We start from the raw sequence: 17,049 nt of genomic DNA on the forward strand, positions 1-17,049 counted from the left end.
GCGTTTAAAGAAAGGCAATTGCTAGTATGATTCTCATTGCTTGTTTTTAGTTTGCTCATCAAAAAGGTTAGCATTACGAACGATTTCTGTAATATATTTCATAGTGATTGCCGTTGCTTGGTTGACATCATAACTTTTGCGATTATTCAATAGGTTTGTAAACATACCTTGCCAAATTAATAGTGTAATTTCATTGATGGCATCAACATTGCCTTCAGTTAAGTAGCCTTCTTTTAAAGCGATCTCTAACATAGAACGCCCTCGTTTCGTTAGGCTGTGTTGAAATAAAATGGTCTTTAAATCATCAGGGATATTGATTAAATCATTGGGGTAAAAATTATAATAATTTTCCAATAGTGCTTCTGGTGTTTCCCCTAAATCCATGATAAAGACTGCGTGAAAAATCTGAGGTTGTTTGAAGGAATATTGACAAAAGCACTCCCAAGCCAATAAGTATTTTTCAATAGGATCTTTGCCTCTTTCTATGTAGCGAGCAACTTCGTTGGTATAGTCTTGCATGCATCTCATCGATGCAAAAAATAGAAGATGCGAGACTTCTGAAAAATAATTGTAGATAGTAGCACTGTTGTAACCTGCTTTATCAGCAACCTTTCGGATTGTGACATTTTCCAGCCCTTCTTCTTCGATGATTTCCGCAGTGGCATCTACAAAGTATTTCCACATACGACTCCTTTGTATTTCCTTTTTCTTCAAAGTAATATCCCCCTAACAAACAATTAATTACTGTAAAATCATTAATTAAATGTATATATTTACCTTTTTGTAGCTAATTTAAACTTATTATAGCATAGCAATTTTAATTATCTTCTTTCATTATAGCATTAGCTTTTGTCATTTTCAGAGTTGTGCATTAGAATTTCAGGTGATATACTAATCACAATTATTTTATAATCATGATTACTAAATAATCAAGATTCGGAATAATTAGACGAAGAGGATGTTATAACTAGGAGTCTTGCACTTAGACACAAGGGGAGGATTATACAATGAGTAAAAAAATTGTGACACAATTTGAGTGTACATATGAAACGATTGAAAACACATGGATCGAGTTAGCAGACGGCACAAGGCTTTCAAGTCGTATTTGGCTACCAAATGTAAAATTGGGAGAGAAAGTACCAGCCATTTTAGAGTATATTCCTTATCGTAAAACAGATGGGACAAGAGCAAGAGATGAGCCTATGCACGGTTATTTTGCAGGACATGGTTATGCTGTTGTGCGAGTGGATATGCGAGGTTCAGGTGAGTCAGATGGTTTATTAAAGGACGAATATCTAAAGCAAGAGCAGGATGATGCCCTTGAAGTCATTGAATGGATTGCTAACCAAAGCTGGTGTAATGGCAATATTGGGATGATGGGGAAATCGTGGGGCGGATTTAATTCTCTACAAGTAGCAGCTCGTCGACCAAAGGCGTTAAAGGCGATTATTACCGTAGGCTTTACAGATGATCGTTATAACAATGATATTCACTATAAGGGCGGTTGCTTGTTAAACGATAACTTCTGGTGGGGTGCTATTATGTTAGCCTACCAGTTACGTCCAATTGATCCACATATTGTTGGCGATAGCTGGCGTGATAAATGGATGGAACGATTAGAAAATATGCCTTTGTGGATGGCACAATGGATGGAGCATCAAACAAGAGACGATTATTGGAAACATGGTTCAGTTTGTGAAAATTATCAAGACATAGAAATCCCAGTTTTTGCGCTAGATGGCTGGGAAGATTCCTATACAAACACAGTCTTAAGTTTAATGGAAGGGCTTTCTGTTCCGAGAAAAGGCATCATTGGCCCATGGGCACATGTTTATCCCCACGATGGAGTACCGGGTCCAGCAATGGGCTTTCTACAAGAAGCTGTGAAATGGTGGGATCATTGGTTAAAAGGAATAGACAACGATGTAATGGATGGACCAATGGTGAATGTCTGGGTAGAAGAGAGCATGGAGCCATCCGTTAAGAAACCAATCAGCAAAGGCTATTGGGTTGGTTTAGAATCGTGGCCAGCAGCGGAATCGATACAAACTAAGGTGTATCAACTGACACATGGAAAACTAGTAGAAAACCGCAGTGAGCAACAAGAGCAAGTCCTACTAAAAACTCCTCAAAATCATGGTCTTTTATCTGGTGAATGGATGGGCGCTGGCGTACTAGGTGAAAGTCCAGCAGACCAACGATTAGATGATGGAATGGCCATGGTTTTTGAAACGGATAGGCTAGAGAAAGCCTTAGAGATTGTGGGCTATCCAAAATTTGAAGTGGAATTAATGAGTGACAAACCACATGCAATGCTATTTGCACAGCTATCAGACGTAGCACCTGATGGAGCTGTCACTCGTGTATCCTATGGCGTGATGAACCTGACACACTTAAATGGGCATGATCATGTTGACCTGTTAACACCTGGTGAAAAAGTGAAGGCCTTTGTTCAGTTAGATTGCTGTGGCCATCAATTTAAAGCGGGGCATCGTTTACGCCTATCCTTAGCTACAACGTTTTGGCCGATGTTTTGGCCAATGCCAGAAGACGCTACATTGACATTAAATCTAGAAACGGCTACCTTATCATTGCCAACCTTCCATGGTCAGCAGGTAGTAGGACCTAATATGAATGCTGAAAGTGCACCATTAACGCCAATCACAACGCTGCAAGAAGGAAGAGTTGATCGTTCTATATCCTATGATATTTTAACAGATACATGGACATGCATTACAGATGGGGTTGGAGGCGTATTTGGTGAAGGTATTTATCGCTTTGATGATATTGATGTCACTGTAGAACATAATTTGAAACGAGAATTAACCTTAACGAATGCTGATCCACTGTCAGCTCAGTATACAATCTATCAAAAGATGAAAATTGGTCGTGAAGGCTGGTGGATTGACGCGGATATTACGGTTACCAAAACATCCGATCAGGAAAACTTCCAAATTGTTGGGGAAATGGTCATCAAAGAAAATGACAAACAAGTCTTCCATAAGGAATGGAATCAAAAAATTAAACGTCATGGCTTGTAAATAACATATAAGGGGTAAACATATGGAAGCTAAGTTAAAAAAGAATACAGCTACTTTAGTTATTTTAGCTGTTTCAGGTGCCTTAATTTACGCATTGCCTTATTTTAGAAACTACTATTATGATGTCTTTCTGGATGCATTTCATTTAACCAATACACAAATGGGGACACTTGGTAGTGCGTATGGTGTTTGTTGTTTAATTTCCTATATTTTTGGAGGATTTTGTGCAGATCGTTGGAAAACGAAATATTTATTAACCATTTCTTTAGTAGCCACAGGATTATTAGGGTTTACATTATTATTGTATCCACCCTATCCAGTACTTCTACTGATTCATGCTGCTTGGGGAATCACGTCCATTATGACGTTCTGGGGAGCATTAGTAAAAGCGGTTCGTTCTTTAGGCTCTGAAAATGAACAAGGAAAAGCTTTTGGATTTTTTGAAGGCGGACGTGGTGTAACCAACATTATTCAATCTGCTGTGATTTTAGGGATCTTTGCTTTTATTGCAAAACATATGAGTGATAAAATGGCTCTTTCAGCAGTTATTACAGTGTATTCTGTGATTTGTCTTTTGTTGGGCCTCATGATTATGATGCTGTATAAAGATCCAGATCAAGCAACTGTCAGTCCAGAAGATAGAGAGAGCAGTAAAACGTTTGATTGGGCAGTCCTTTGGAAAGTGTTGAAGATGCCAACTACCTGGCTTGCGACTATACTTATCTTTACGTCCTACGCGATGATTATTAGCTATTATTACATTACACCTTATGCAACGGCCGCATTTGGTGCGTCTACGTTAATTGCTGCGGCTTTGGGCTACTTCTCGCAATATTGTCGTCCTATTGGTAGTTTTAGTGCAGGAATCATAGGCGACCGGATTGGTGTGTCGAATATGGTGTTAATCGGCTATATTTTATTAGCATTTGGTTTAGTAGGGCTCATTTTATTACCAGGAAAAGCTTCTTTTATCCTTATGCTTTTAGTGTTCATTGGGATTATCTATACATCTATGTATGCTTTGCAAGCGATGCATTTTGCAATTCTAGTAGAAGGCGATTATCCAGTAGAATCAACAGGAACTGTGTCCATGCCACTGATGATAATTGGTTATAGTGGTGAAATCTTTATGCCAATCATTGCAGGTGCTTGTTTAGATTACTGGGGTGGCACAGCGGGCTATAAAGTATTCTTTGGTATTTTATTAGGCTTAGCTATTATTGGATTCATTACAGTAGTCATTTGGCAGCGTGTGACGAAAGAAAAACGCCGAGAAATTGCTTTACAACGAAAGCTTTCCAAGGAACAGGCACTTACTTAATTTAGTTTAGAACTAACATTGGTTTCTTCCAAAGCCAGCTTTTTTTGAACATAATGATGAATAGCTAAAAAGGCTGCGAATAGTTTTTTACTATTTATACAAGTTGATTATTCACAAATCAATATGTAAACAGGGAAACAGAGGCGTCAAGATAATGACGCCTCTATTTTCGTCTCCGGTTTTGTATGATCCAGTAAAATTCCACACGATTTCTACCATGGTGTTTGGCCTGATATAAAGCCTTGTCACATCTAGATAATAAGGAATTAATTGTATCGCCCATCACAAAGCAAGTCACTCCAATAATGATATACATATCAATGCTATCTAGTTTATCTGTTACCTCTAGTCAATGGGATTCATTTTTATCTATTCAAATATTATCCATGGATAAACGTAACCAAATAGTATCTCTCGTATGCCAGAAGAATGGATACGATTGATTTCTAGCCACAAAAGAATGATCATGGACATCACTCAATATATCTTCGATGGAGACCATTTTGGAATTAAATGCTGTCCTAACACAATAGGATCTAGCAGCTTATCTGTTGGGCTATTGCGCTAACAGGGGGGGATGAGAGCGAACATAACTAGGATAATAAGTGTGAATAAATTTATTTTTCTGACTATTGTATTTTCCATGTTATTTGTTAAAACATTATTATAGACCATAACAGCAAGATTGAGGACGAAATAAAAGGATAGTTCCTGATAATATAAGGTCTAACAAACAGCATGGAGGCTTATATTATGTCAAAAATTCAGCAATTTTATGATTTACATTTTTCACAAGAGCTATTATTTATTGGGAATGCTTGGGATGTTATATCAGCATTAACATTAGAAAAGGCAGGCTTTCAAGCAATCGGTACAACAAGCTGGGGCATAGCGAACTCACTTGGCTATGCAGACGGTGAACAAATCGATTTTCAACGACATCTAACAATTATTCAATCCATTACAGAGCAAGTCAAGATACCCGTATCAGCAGATATAGAAGCGGGGTATGGCCATGATGAACAAAGTATTATCGACAATGTTTTGAGAACGGCAGATGTAGGAGTAGCAGGGATTAACATTGAAGATTCCCTTAAACATCAAACAGGCTTAAGGAGCATAATTGAACACTGTTATTTATTAACAAACATGAGGAAAGAATTAGATAATCATGGCTATAAAGATTTCTTTATTAATGCTCGAACAGATACGTATTTTCAATTAGAGCAACCATTTGAAGAAACAATAACAAGAGCAAAAGCTTATATTGAGAGCGGAGCAAGTGGTATATTTATCCCAGGCTTAACAGATGCCAATGAAATAAGCGCGATGACTCGTAATATAAATGCGCCCATCAATCTTCTTTCATTACCTAGTTTAACGAATGTCAAGCTACTAAAAGAATTAGGGGTGAAACGCTTTAGCTTTGGAAATGCACTTTCAGATAAAATAATTGCGCATTTAACACAGCATGCTGCACAATTATTAAAAGACCAAGATACTTCTGCGTTATATATATAGTCGATGGGAATGAGGTGAGATAATCGTGGACAATGCCATCAATTTATCTTTTGAGGAAAAGTGGGAAAAGATTATAACATGTGATCAAACCTATGATGGGCTTTTTTATACAGCGGTTAAAACTACTAAGATTTATTGCCGTCCTTCCTGTAAATCCAGAAAGCCGAAAAAGATGAATGTTGAATTTTATGAAGATATCCAAAAGGTAGAGGCGGCTGGCTATCGGGCATGTAAACGATGTCAGCCTGAAATAGAACATTCCCCACACACGCAATTGATTAAAAATGTCACGACTTTTATTATGAACGCATATAAACAAAGAGTGACTTTACAGGATATGGCGGAGCATGTTGGCCTCAGTCCCTTTCACCTTGAACGACTATTTAAACAAGAGACTGCTGAGACGCCTCGAACGTATTTAGAGAAAATCAGAATTGATAAGGCTGCCCATCTATTAAAACATACCGACTTTACAAATTTAGAAATATGTTATGAAGCTGGCTTTCAAAGCCCATCTAATTTTTATAAAGTTTTTCGACGGCTGAAAAATTGTTCGCCTACAGAATACCGTAACCTATCGTTGCAGGGGGACATGATATGAAATGGACAAACGATGTTGGCTATTTAGTTATCGAGTTACCACAAGCATTTAATTATAGAGAGTGTTTGCAGTTCTTAAAGCGCTCACATCACGAAATACTTCACCATATAAAGGATGATGTGCTCTACAAATTATTGAAGATTGATGAACAATTTATTTTATGTGAAATAACTGAACAAGCACATAAAATAATAGTAATATTTCCAATGAAACAGCCAGCTAGCCATGAACAGGCGATCATCGCACAATATATCGCAGAGTGGTTTGATTTAACAAAGGATTTGCAGGGGTATTACCAGATGGCTGAAAACGATCAAATCCTAAAGCCACTTGTGAAGAAATATAACGGATTACGGTTAATCGGGATTCCTGATTTATTTGAAGCATTAGTTTGGGCAATTATTGGTCAACAAATAAATTTAACTTTTGCCTATATGTTAAAAAAGAGATTTGTCGAGCATTTTGGAGAATATGTTTACTTTGAGGGGCAAAGCTACTGGCTGTTTCCAACGCCAGAGAGAATAGCCGTTATTGAGGTAGATGATTTAATCCACCTCCAATTTACACGGAGGAAATCAGAATACATTATTGATATTGCCAAAATTATCGCAAGCGGACAATTGACAAAAAATTTGCTGTGGCAACAAGAGGACTACGAAGCCATGAAAAAACGATTAATGGACATTCGAGGAATTGGTGCATGGACAGCAGATTATGTGCTTATGAAATGTCTGCAACAACCGACAGCATTTCCTATAGCAGATGTAGGTCTACATAATGCTTTAAAAATACAACTAGCATTAGAACGAAAACCAACAATTGAAGAATTAAAGAACTATGCGGAACATTGGCAAGGCTGGCAAGCTTATGCCACCTTTTATTTATGGAGGTCACTGTATGAAACGGTATAAATTAGATTATTCATCACCAATTGGGATTATAGAAGTTGAGGGAAGTGATACAGCAATTGATGCCATTAACTTTGCAGAGCGAGAGCAGGTCGTCAATACTCCTCAGCAAGACACACCTGAAGTTTTACTAGAATGTGTTAAGCAATTGCATGAGTATTTTCTAGGTGATCGTCAGGAGTTTTCATTTCCTTATGTTTTTCGAGGTACAGATTTTCAACAAGCTGTTTGGCATGTTTTACCGAGTGTAGGATTTGGTGAAACGGCTTCATATAAGGATATCGCCATTGCTATTAACAATGAAAAAGCTGTAAGGGCTGTTGGTAGTGCGAATGGTAAAAATAATATCAGCATTGTTGTGCCATGTCATCGAATTATCGGCTCCAATGGAACGCTGACAGGTTATGGAGGCGGGATGTGGCGCAAAGAATGGCTGCTTCAGCATGAGCAGACACATAAAAAATCATCCAAGTAACGCCATTCATCAGAGTACGTCATTTCGCCATTTGTACACAGTATAAAAAAGAGGTTATTGCAAAAAATAAGACCGTCAAAATGGCGGTTGTAATGACTAGTCTTTGTCATTTTATCGCTTCTTATGACACCTCCCTGCTAAGAAATATAGCTTGGAGTATTGAAAATAAAGGAGGTGTACACATGAGCGTGCTTTATAGAATCGCCTTAGTACTAGTTATTATAGGTGCAATCAACTGGGGACTCATTGGATTCTTTAGATTTGATTTAGTGGCTTATTTATTTGGTGGACAAACGGCGGTCTTATCTCGTTGGGTTTATGCACTCGTTGGTCTTGCTGGGCTAATTTCGATTCCAATTCTTGTAAAGCGATTTGAAGACGAGGATGATGTAGATACATTTACTCGTATGGATAGAAATCCTAGCTATGGCATGGAGGCTGGAGAAGAAACAGACTTCTCAGAAGTAAGAAAAACGGAAGAGAAAAAAGAGAACAAATAGTTAAACTGTAAAAACTAGTGACCATGTTTTTGCGTCAGTTTTTTCAAAATATTCGCGTAGCTATTGACTACGCGAATATTTATTTTTTAGGATTAGTCCTGATTACTTGGAAATGCAAAGGAAGAGGTAACGTCATTCCCTTGTTCTATCCATTTTTCTGAAATGGTTTTCGCTTTTGTGAAGAAACGTACTTGGTCAGGTCCAAACATATGCCCCTCACCAAATCTTGATCGTTTCCAGCCACCAAAGTTATGATAGCCTACTGGAATAGGAATGGGTACATTGACACCTACCATACCTACTTCAATTTCAGTGGTAAACTTTCGAGCTGCTGCACCATTGTTCGTAAAGATGGTTACACCATTTCCTAATTCATGGGCATTAATAAGGGCTATAGCTTCCTCTAATGATGCCACGCGGACGACATTACGTGCAGGTCCAAAAACCTCTTGTTCATAAATTTCCATTCCAGGCTTTACATGATCGAGTAATGTAGGTCCAAGATAGAAACCGTTCGATTGTTTGGAAATTTCCGGATTTCGCCCATCGCAGACCATTGTTGCGCCTTCTTCTAGGCTACGATCGATATAGCCAATGATGGCATCCTTTGATTGCTGAGTAATGACTGGTCCAAAATCAACTTCGGCATCTGTATAGGGACCCACTTTTAATTTGGCAATTTTATCGGCAAGAATACCCACTAATTTATTGGCTGTATCCTCCCCAACAGGAATAATGGTTGACAGTGCCATACAACGCTGGGAGGCTGCTCCATAGGCAGCACCTAAAAAGGCATTTGCTACATGCTCTAGGTCAGCATCTGGCATAACCACCATATTATTTTTACCTCCCCCAAGTGCTGTAACACGCTTCCCATGTTTAGAGGCTGTAGCATAAATGGCTTCTGCAACTGGCGTAGAGCCTACAAAGGAAATCGCTTCAATGGCAGGATGGCATAACAGCTCATTAACAGCATCTTTGTCTCCATTAATAACAGTCCAAACCCCATCTGGTAAGCCTGCCTCTTTCCACAGCTCTGATAAAAATAATGCTGAGCAAGGAACCCGCTCTGACGGCTTGAGAATCACACAGTTTCCTACAGCCACCGCCATACTTGTAATTGCTAGCGGTACCATGACAGGGAAATTAAATGGTGAAATAGCCGCTACAATGCCTAATGGTTCTTTCAGAGAATAGGCATTGATATGACCACCAACATTCACCGAATACTCTCCTTTAAGTAAATGGGGGGCATTGATAGCTAAATCAACAGATTCTAAACCACGAGTAATTTCGCCCTTGGCATCCTCAATCGTTTTGCCACTCTCTGTACAAATCATATCAATTAGTTCATCGATATTTTCTGTTATGAGTTGGCGGAATCTAAGAATAATTTCAGCTCGTTTACCAACTGATAAGGCACGCCAAGCAGGAAAAGCCGCTTGGGCAGCAGCAATCGCTTCCTGTACCTCTTGTTTTGTTGCTAAAGGTACACGAGCAATGACAGTACCTGTGCTTGGATTGTAAACATCTGAAAACTGACCGCTTTTCCCTTGAACTGTTTGTCCATTGATAAAATGACCTAAATCCTGTATGTCTGTATTTGTTACCATCTAGCTATTCCTCCTACAGTTTAATAGAATGTAAGGCTTGTACAAATTTTTCAACAATGAAATTCGTCTCGTCTGAGGAAATAATCAGAGGAGGAGATAAGGTTAACACATTATTGAAACCTGCCACGGTTACCCCATTTTTCCCAATGAGTAACCCTTGTTCCTTACATTGTGTGATCACTTTGTTCACAAGTGTAATGTCGAGCGGTGTTTTGCTATCTTTATCTTGTACTAGCTCTACGCCAATTAATAAGCCTTTCCCACGAATATCCCCAACATTCGGGTGCTCCTTTAATTGCTCCTGTAATGTAGTGAGTAATGTAGCACCTAGTGCAGCCGAGTGGGCAAATAAATTTTCCTTTTCCATTATTTCAATATTTTTTAATGCGACGGCACATGCTGCTGGTGATCCACCGAATGTGTTGACATGACGGAAAAAGTCATAATCCTCAGTTCCAGCAAACGCCTCATAAATTTCACGACGAACAGCTGTAGCAGACAGTGGCATATAAGCGCTGGTTAAGCCTTTTGCCATAGTCACAATATCAGGCTGGATGCCGTAGTTTTGGAATCCAAAAGCTTTGCCTGTACGACCAAAACCACAAATGACTTCATCGACAATGAGTAGTGCGCCATGCTTCTCACAAACAGCTTTAACTCCCTGTAAGTAGCTGTCGTGGGGCATAATTACACCACCGCCAGTAATAATAGGCTCCATAATGACTGCTGCTATGGAATCTGACATTTCCCAAGTCATGACATGATCGATTGCTTGGACGGATGGTAATGCACAAGGGTCCTTACTTTGAATATGGTCTTCATTGGCACGATAAGCGTCAGGTGGAGTGACATGTAAAAAACCTGGTGCCAGTGGCTCATATTTATACTTTCGTTGAGCTTGTCCAGTTGCTGCAAGAGCACCCATCGAGCTACCATGATAGGCCCGGTAACGAGAAATAATTTTCGTTCGATTGACGTGACCTTTTTGTTGATGATATTGTCTAGCTATTTTGAAGGCTGCCTCATTTGCCTCGGAGCCACTATTGGAGAAGAAGACGACATAATCATCCCCTAAAAGCTCATTAATTTTTTCACTTAATTGAATAGCAGGGATATGCCCAACAGATAATGGGGTATACGTATTTTCTAGCAATTGCTCATAGGCAGCTTTGGCAATCTCCTCACGTCCATAGCCAACGTTCACACACCATAAACCTGCCATTGCATCTAAATAACGCTTGCCTTCAATGTCAGTAATCCATGCCCCTTTAGAGGATTGGACGATCATTGTTGCATTTGGATTGTAGGGCTTCATAGAATGCCATACGAATTGTTCATCTTTTACTTGCCAATTGGGACTTGTTACATTTGTCACGAAGCTTCACTCCTTCTAAACAGGTAGTTGATTAGCATGCATATGTTTTCCTCAGATGTGGACAACAAAAATGCGCAGTCGCCCCCATTTGTACTTTATATGTATGCTTTAAGAATTTTAGAAGGAGTATTTAATGAGAAAGATAATTCAGTTAATTTAATGTTGTGACAGGCTATTGATGCATTAAGACATCCTCAATTAAAAAGGCAATATACAAATTAGTCTTCGTAAAGGGATTGCTTAAGTCCATATCTAATAGCATTTCAATTTTCTTAATTTTATAGAGGACGGTGTTTCGATGTATAAATTGACGTTCACTAATCCTGCTTGTACTGCCATTTTCCTCAACAAAAATACGTAAAAAAGGTACATAGTCTGTCCCATGTAGTTCATCATAGCGGTAAAGTTGTCCTAAAATATCCTGACTAAACGATTTCATTAGGGGCTGATTTTTCACAGCCATCAATATTTTATAGGCACCGATTTCTTTGTATTTATACAAATAACGATTGTTATGAAGCTGTGCTAAATGGATGACGGTTAAGGACTCATCATAGCTTTGGCGAACATTTTCTAGCTCTTTATGAAAGTTACCTTTGCCTATAATAATATCCAAGTAACCATTTTTTAGCGTGATTTTTTCATAGATTTCTTCTACAACTTTTGAGAAGGGTATATTAGGTGTATTGATTTGTGCTTTATCAATTAAAAAGATGAGGTGATTTTTATGCTTTAATTTTAAGAAGCGTTGATAGCGATTTTGAAAAGCGAATTGGATCATGACCTCATAACGGTCAATAGCTGCTTTGGAGCCAATGGTTGTACAAGTTATGATCGCTAATTCTCTTCCTTGAGGAAATCCTAGCTGTGCTAGTTGATCTTTCATTGTGTTAGTGTTTTGTTTGTAATGAAATAGTAGATTGAAAAGAACCTTTTCTTCGATAGAAAGCTCTTGATGGTGATTGGCAATAAATTGAAAGGTAGTTTTTAATAGATCAGCAATGCGATAATTCCATGGCATTTGAAAAATTGGGAAATCATGTTGATTGGCAAAAGAGATGACGGCTTCTGGAATGCTAGGAATGAATGGTCCTGTATTAATGATAAAGCCAGCTACTTTTTTTGTGTATGCCTGTTTGACAAGATGTTCCAAGGAGTCTTGCTGCGCATCTAAATTAATACCTGTTGTGACGACTAATTCATTGGGTCTACAAAACATGATTAAATCACTGCTTTCCACAACATTAATACCAGTAACTCTGCGATACGTACCACTATGTCCAGCGACTAATGTGAGCATTGGGAAATGAACTCCCTCTACAATTTTACGAATCGTCCCCATACGTTCCCCCCTTAATTATGAACATAACTTACCATATATGATGTGCAGTTGCACATATTTTTTTAGTTTACTATCCATATCTCACAAATTTTATCTATTTTAGAATGTTTATTAACTACTGTGAAAGAGAGGACTTGCATATGTATAAATGTAATAGTAGACGATTGCAAGAGTTAATTGAACAATTTAGTCAATTTGGGGCCACCGAAAATGGTGGCGTCACACGTTTGTCTCTTTCGAATGAGGATGTATTAGCAAGAAACTATTTTTGTGAGTGTTGCAAAACGTTAGGAATGGATATTCAGGTGGACGATATGGGCAACATTTACGCCACTCTTCCTGGTAAAAAGAATGTGCCACCCATTGTCATGGGTTCCCATCTAGATTCAGTAGAAAAAGGTGGAAGATTTGATGGTGTGTTAGGTGTACTAACAGCGATCGAGGCCATTCGAACAATAAAGGAAAATGATATCGAAGTGGACATTCCTCTTACGATTATCAATTTCACGAATGAAGAAGGGGCACGTTTTGATCCAGCCATGATGAGTTCAGGCGTCATCACCTCGAAATTTGACAAAGAAAAAATGCTCCAATCTACGGATAAAAACGGCATTCGTTTTCAACAAGCTTTACAAGCAAGTGGCTATGAGGGAGAGCAAGCCAATCGTCTGAAGGAGGCACTTGCTTATATCGAATTGCATATTGAACAAGGGCCAGTATTAGAAGCAAAACAGCAGGAAATTGGTGTGGTTGAAGGTGTGCTAGGCATGGTCTGCTATGAAATTACAATTAGTGGGCAATCAAACCATGCAGGTACAACCCCAATGTCAATGCGTAAAGACCCAATGATTGTGGCATCAACCATCATTAAAGAGCTATATGAACAATTAGGAAAAATTGACGAACAACTTGTTTTTACTTTTGGTCGTATGAATGTTTCCCCGAATATTCATACCGTTATCCCAAATAAGGTGACATTTACAATTGATTCACGTCATCAAAAGCCAGAGGTCATGCAACAGGTTGAGGATATTCTCAACGCGCTTCCTGAGACAGCGGGCGGATGCCATATTCAGCCTGTCAAGTTATGGGGCAGAGATACCGTGTATTTTGATAGTGCGATTTGCAATGAAGTAGAAAGAGCTTGTCAAAGCTTTGGCTATTCATCTCATCGTATGTTTAGTGGCGCTGGACATGATGCACAGTATATGGCAAGTATGGTTCCTTCCGCGATGATTTTTGTTCCAAGTATTGAAGGGAAGAGTCATTGTGAAGAAGAGGAAACAGCCTTTGAAGATTGTGCAAAGGGCGCAGATATTTTATTGGAAACGGTGTTAACGCTACAAACGAAGTTTAGTATGGGCGAAACATATACACTGCATTAACTATCAAGCATTCTCTAATTTTGTGATGAAGGGTGAGAGGCATAGTGAAAAAAATCATTAAAGGTGGACGAGTAGCAACTGCTGCTGATGTATTTGAGGCAGATATTTTAATTGAGAACGGTAAAATTGTTCAAATTGGACAAAATTTAACGGATGCTGGCGCTGAAATTATTGATGCTACTGGCAAGTACGTATTGCCTGGTGGCATTGATCCCCATACGCATTTAGACATGCCATTCAATAACACGGTGACGGATGATGACTGGAAATCAGGCACTATTGCAGCGGCTTTTGGTGGGACAACTACTATTTTAGATTTCTGTTTAACAGCAGGAGAAGAAAAATTATCGACAGCCGTAGAGAAATGGCACGACAAGGCAAAAGGAAAGTCTGCTATTGACTATGGCTTCCACTTGATGATTGGTGATCTAACACCTGAAACCGAAGCTGAATTACCACAATTATTAGAGCAAGAGGGCATTACTTCTGTCAAGGTCTTCATGGCTTATGCAAAAGAATTCCAAGCCACAGATCGTACATTATTTAAAGCCTTTAAAATCGCTAAGGACCTTGGTGCGATAGTGATGGTCCATTGTGAAAATGGCTCTGTTATAGATGAGCTAGTAGAGGAGGCAAGACGTGCTGGACATAAGGAACCGATCTATCATGCACTAACTCGTCCAGCGGAATTGGAAGGAGAGGCAACAAAGCGTGCTATCGAATTAGCGCATATAGCTGGTGCGAAGCTCTATGTGGTGCATGTGACATGTAAAGAAGCGGTAGATGAAATTATTGCCGCTCGTGAAAAGGGCTATGATGTTTATGGTGAAACTTGTCCACCGTATTTAACGCTCGACCAATCCGCATTAGCGCAACCAGGCTTTGAAGGAGCCAAATATGTTTGGTCACCGCCACTTCGTCCTAAATATCATCAAGAACATTTATGGAATGCCTTAAAGGCAAAACAGCTACAAACGATTGGCTCAGACCAATGCTCCTTTAGCTTTAAAGGTAAAAAGCAATTAGGCTTAAATGATTTCTCGAAAATTCCAAATGGCGGACCATTCATTGAAGACCGCTTCAGTATCTTATACTCTGAGGGCGTGGCAAAAGGCAGAATTTCCATCAATGAATTTGTTGATATGATCTCTACTAGTGCCGCAAAAATATTTGGCTTATTCCCGCAAAAAGGAACGATTGCAATTGGTTCAGATGCGGATATCGTCATTTTTGACCCAGAGGCACAGCGTCAAATTTCAGCTAAAACACATCATATGAATGTGGACTATAACCCATATGAAGGCTGGGAGGTAACAGGTGAGCCTGTTAGTGTACTCGTACGTGGGGAATATGTCATTAAAAATAAAGAATTTGTAGGTGTACTTGGCAGTGGACGATACATTAAACGTCCATTAAAAACAGTAACTGCGGAAGCTCTAAACATTTAGCTTCCTACAGGATAGGACCGATTGTTTTGACTGGAGAGCAAAACAATCGGTTTCGTAATTAGGGTACGGAAAAAATGAACACATGAGGGGGATGTGGAAATGGTTCCTATTCAAGAAAATGCAATGACCGTGCAGCTTAGACGTAATTTTGTGGAATTAAAAGGTAAGATGACAAAGAATGAGGCTATTGAGGAAGCCAATCGTTGTTTGTATTGCTATGACGCACCATGTATTAAAGCATGTCCAACAAGTATTCAAATACCAAATTTCATAAAAAAAATTGCATCTGGTAATATGAAGGGTTCGGCTACGACTATATTAGAAGCAAACCCAATTGGTGCAAGCTGTGCAAGAGTTTGTCCAACGGAAGAACTGTGTGAAGGGGCGTGTGTCTTAAATTCTTCAACAAAGCCAATTAAAATTGGTGAGTTACAACGTTATGCAACGGATTGGGCAATGGAAACCAATGCTCAGCTATTTAAGGCAGGTCCACATAATGGACAGAAAATAGCCATTGTAGGGGCAGGTCCTGCTGGTTTGTCGGCAGCTCGTGAGCTCAGTCGTTTAGGCTATCAAGTAACTATTTATGAGGCTGAAGCGAAGGCAGGTGGCTTAGGAAGCTATGGGATTGTAGCATTCCGATTACCAAATGATGTCGTAGATTGGGAAGTAGAGCAGATTGAACAGCTCGGTGTGGACATTCAAACGAATACAGCTGTAGGTGTGGATATTTCTGCTGATGAAATTTTGGCTCAGTATGACAGTGTGATTTTAGCTGTCGGTATGGGTGCTGTCCCAAATTTGGGCATTGATGGGGAAGAATTAGAAGGGGTACATGATGCCATTGAGTTTATTCGAAAAACAAAAATGGGACCGCTTACAAATGATATTGTAGGGAAACGAGTAGCCGTAATCGGTGCTGGAAACACGGCGATAGACGGTGCTACAAGTGCGGTGCGTTTAGGCGCAGATAATGTACAAATTCTCTATCGTAGAACAGAAAAAGAAATGACAGCATACAAATTCGAATATGAATTTGCCAAGCAGGATGGTGTGGAATTTAAATGGCTAACTGCACCTAAAAAAATTATTGGCAATGAAGCAGGAAAGGTGACAGGCATTGAATGTGTGAAAATGAAGCTTGGTGAGGCAGGTCCTGATGGTCGACAACGCCCTGAAGAAGTAAAGGGCTCCAATTTTATCATTGAAGTGGATGCTGTTATTAAAGCCATCGGGCAAACTCGTTTTGTATCGTTAATTGAAGCCTTTGGTTTAGCTCATACAAATGGTGTCGTAGACATTGATGAGACAACAATGCAAACGTCCAATGACAAAGTATTTGCATGTGGAGATGTTGTCTTTGGTAATGGACAGGGTGAAGCGATGGTAGTGACCGCTGTACAGCAAGGAAAAGATGCAGCATATAAGATTCATGAACGTTTAAGAAAACCAAGTGAGATTGCATAAAGTGAACCTTCAATCAGTGGAGGCTCTTTCTCCACTGATTGTTAGATTCATC

General features: G+C 39.2%; 15 protein-coding genes. 10 read left to right on the forward strand and 5 right to left on the reverse strand.

Translation table 11 applies throughout. The features are described from left to right. Nucleotides 1-33: 33 nt before the first annotated feature. Nucleotides 34-684, reverse strand: coding sequence for a TetR/AcrR family transcriptional regulator (locus tag NYE73_RS08085; protein ID WP_259950131.1), 651 nt, complete (start codon nucleotides 682-684; stop codon nucleotides 34-36). A gap of 323 nt (nucleotides 685-1,007) precedes the next feature. On the opposite strand from NYE73_RS08085, the gene NYE73_RS08090 reads away from it, so the two are divergent. Together NYE73_RS08090 and NYE73_RS08095 are read left to right on the forward strand one after the other, a co-directional pair. After that, a complete protein-coding gene (locus NYE73_RS08090; protein WP_054550720.1) occupies nucleotides 1,008-3,041 on the forward strand; it encodes a CocE/NonD family hydrolase in 2,034 nt (677 codons plus the stop codon). A gap of 22 nt (nucleotides 3,042-3,063) precedes the next feature. Continuing rightward, on the forward strand, nucleotides 3,064-4,362 hold the full coding sequence (locus tag NYE73_RS08095; protein ID WP_259950044.1) for an MFS transporter: 1,299 nt from the start codon (nucleotides 3,064-3,066) through the stop codon (nucleotides 4,360-4,362). Between the two features lie 163 nt (nucleotides 4,363-4,525). On the opposite strand, the gene NYE73_RS24695 is transcribed toward NYE73_RS08095, so the two are convergent. Next, nucleotides 4,526-4,684, reverse strand: coding sequence for a GGDEF domain-containing protein (locus NYE73_RS24695; protein ID WP_375543419.1), 159 nt, complete (start codon nucleotides 4,682-4,684; stop codon nucleotides 4,526-4,528). 431 nt (nucleotides 4,685-5,115) lie between these two features. On the opposite strand from NYE73_RS24695, the gene NYE73_RS08100 reads away from it, so the two are divergent. The 5 genes from NYE73_RS08100 to NYE73_RS08120 all read left to right on the forward strand — a co-directional run bounded on the left by NYE73_RS08100 (nucleotide 5,116) and on the right by NYE73_RS08120 (nucleotide 8,367). Then, nucleotides 5,116-5,883 carry an isocitrate lyase/PEP mutase family protein gene (locus NYE73_RS08100; RefSeq protein ID WP_048389871.1) on the forward strand — a complete coding sequence of 256 codons (768 nt, stop codon included), beginning with the start codon at nucleotides 5,116-5,118 and terminating at the stop codon, nucleotides 5,881-5,883. Nucleotides 5,884-5,908: 25 nt separating this feature from the next. Beyond that, the gene (locus tag NYE73_RS08105) at nucleotides 5,909-6,484 is read left to right on the forward strand and encodes a bifunctional transcriptional activator/DNA repair enzyme AdaA (protein ID WP_054550722.1); all 576 of its coding nucleotides are present in this window, start codon (nucleotides 5,909-5,911) and stop codon (nucleotides 6,482-6,484) included. After that, nucleotides 6,481-7,395: a DNA-3-methyladenine glycosylase family protein gene (locus NYE73_RS08110; RefSeq protein ID WP_066037634.1), complete on the forward strand. Its 915-nt coding sequence runs from the start codon at nucleotides 6,481-6,483 to the stop codon at nucleotides 7,393-7,395. The genes NYE73_RS08105 and NYE73_RS08110 overlap by 4 nt, the downstream gene beginning before the upstream one ends. Continuing rightward, nucleotides 7,382-7,867: a methylated-DNA--[protein]-cysteine S-methyltransferase gene (locus NYE73_RS08115; RefSeq protein ID WP_054550724.1), complete on the forward strand. Its 486-nt coding sequence runs from the start codon at nucleotides 7,382-7,384 to the stop codon at nucleotides 7,865-7,867. The genes NYE73_RS08110 and NYE73_RS08115 overlap by 14 nt, the downstream gene beginning before the upstream one ends. Nucleotides 7,868-8,049: 182 nt before the next feature. Further along, nucleotides 8,050-8,367 (forward strand): DUF378 domain-containing protein, encoded by a 318-nt coding sequence (locus tag NYE73_RS08120; protein ID WP_048389879.1) that lies wholly within the window; start codon nucleotides 8,050-8,052, stop codon nucleotides 8,365-8,367. Nucleotides 8,368-8,459: 92 nt separating this feature from the next. Here the strand turns inward: NYE73_RS08120 and NYE73_RS08125 are convergent, their stop codons facing one another. The 3 genes from NYE73_RS08125 to NYE73_RS08135 form a co-directional block, all read right to left on the reverse strand. Next, a complete protein-coding gene (locus NYE73_RS08125; protein WP_054550725.1) occupies nucleotides 8,460-9,980 on the reverse strand; it encodes a CoA-acylating methylmalonate-semialdehyde dehydrogenase in 1,521 nt (506 codons plus the stop codon). 13 nt (nucleotides 9,981-9,993) lie between these two features. Next, nucleotides 9,994-11,355, reverse strand: coding sequence for an aspartate aminotransferase family protein (locus NYE73_RS08130; RefSeq protein ID WP_259950050.1), 1,362 nt, complete (start codon nucleotides 11,353-11,355; stop codon nucleotides 9,994-9,996). A 172-nt stretch (nucleotides 11,356-11,527) separates the two neighbouring features. Next, entirely contained in the window at nucleotides 11,528-12,697 is a 1,170-nt protein-coding gene (locus NYE73_RS08135; protein WP_048389885.1) for a PucR family transcriptional regulator, read from the reverse strand. Between the two features lie 140 nt (nucleotides 12,698-12,837). On the opposite strand from NYE73_RS08135, the gene NYE73_RS08140 reads away from it, so the two are divergent. The 3 genes from NYE73_RS08140 to NYE73_RS08150 all read left to right on the forward strand — a co-directional run bounded on the left by NYE73_RS08140 (nucleotide 12,838) and on the right by NYE73_RS08150 (nucleotide 16,997). After that, complete coding sequence (locus NYE73_RS08140; RefSeq protein WP_259950053.1) at nucleotides 12,838-14,082, forward strand: Zn-dependent hydrolase; 1,245 nt, start codon at nucleotides 12,838-12,840, stop codon at nucleotides 14,080-14,082. A 44-nt stretch (nucleotides 14,083-14,126) separates the two neighbouring features. Continuing rightward, nucleotides 14,127-15,530 carry a dihydropyrimidinase gene (gene hydA, locus NYE73_RS08145; RefSeq protein ID WP_048389890.1) on the forward strand — a complete coding sequence of 468 codons (1,404 nt, stop codon included), beginning with the start codon at nucleotides 14,127-14,129 and terminating at the stop codon, nucleotides 15,528-15,530. Between the two features lie 99 nt (nucleotides 15,531-15,629). Continuing rightward, nucleotides 15,630-16,997, forward strand: coding sequence for an NAD(P)-dependent oxidoreductase (locus NYE73_RS08150; protein ID WP_259950056.1), 1,368 nt, complete (start codon nucleotides 15,630-15,632; stop codon nucleotides 16,995-16,997). Nucleotides 16,998-17,049 lie beyond the last annotated feature (52 nt).

The sequence above is a fragment of the Lysinibacillus sp. FSL K6-0102 genome (genome assembly GCF_038003545.1).
GTDB lineage: Bacteria > Bacillota > Bacilli > Bacillales_A > Planococcaceae > Lysinibacillus > Lysinibacillus capsici.

Coding starts and splice junctions, on each gene's coding strand:
- NYE73_RS08140 (WP_259950053.1), top strand. CDS start 12,838: ATGTATAAATGTAATAGTAGACGATTGCAAGAGTTAATTGAACAATTT.
- NYE73_RS08135 (WP_048389885.1), bottom strand. CDS start 12,697: ATGGGGACGATTCGTAAAATTGTAGAGGGAGTTCATTTCCCAATGCTC.
- NYE73_RS08150 (WP_259950056.1), top strand. CDS start 15,630: ATGGTTCCTATTCAAGAAAATGCAATGACCGTGCAGCTTAGACGTAAT.
- NYE73_RS08115 (WP_054550724.1), top strand. CDS start 7,382: ATGAAACGGTATAAATTAGATTATTCATCACCAATTGGGATTATAGAA.
- NYE73_RS08125 (WP_054550725.1), bottom strand. CDS start 9,980: ATGGTAACAAATACAGACATACAGGATTTAGGTCATTTTATCAATGGA.
- NYE73_RS08085 (WP_259950131.1), bottom strand. CDS start 684: ATGTGGAAATACTTTGTAGATGCCACTGCGGAAATCATCGAAGAAGAA.
- NYE73_RS08090 (WP_054550720.1), top strand. CDS start 1,008: ATGAGTAAAAAAATTGTGACACAATTTGAGTGTACATATGAAACGATT.
- NYE73_RS08100 (WP_048389871.1), top strand. CDS start 5,116: ATGTCAAAAATTCAGCAATTTTATGATTTACATTTTTCACAAGAGCTA.
- NYE73_RS08120 (WP_048389879.1), top strand. CDS start 8,050: ATGAGCGTGCTTTATAGAATCGCCTTAGTACTAGTTATTATAGGTGCA.
- NYE73_RS08095 (WP_259950044.1), top strand. CDS start 3,064: ATGGAAGCTAAGTTAAAAAAGAATACAGCTACTTTAGTTATTTTAGCT.
- NYE73_RS08110 (WP_066037634.1), top strand. CDS start 6,481: ATGAAATGGACAAACGATGTTGGCTATTTAGTTATCGAGTTACCACAA.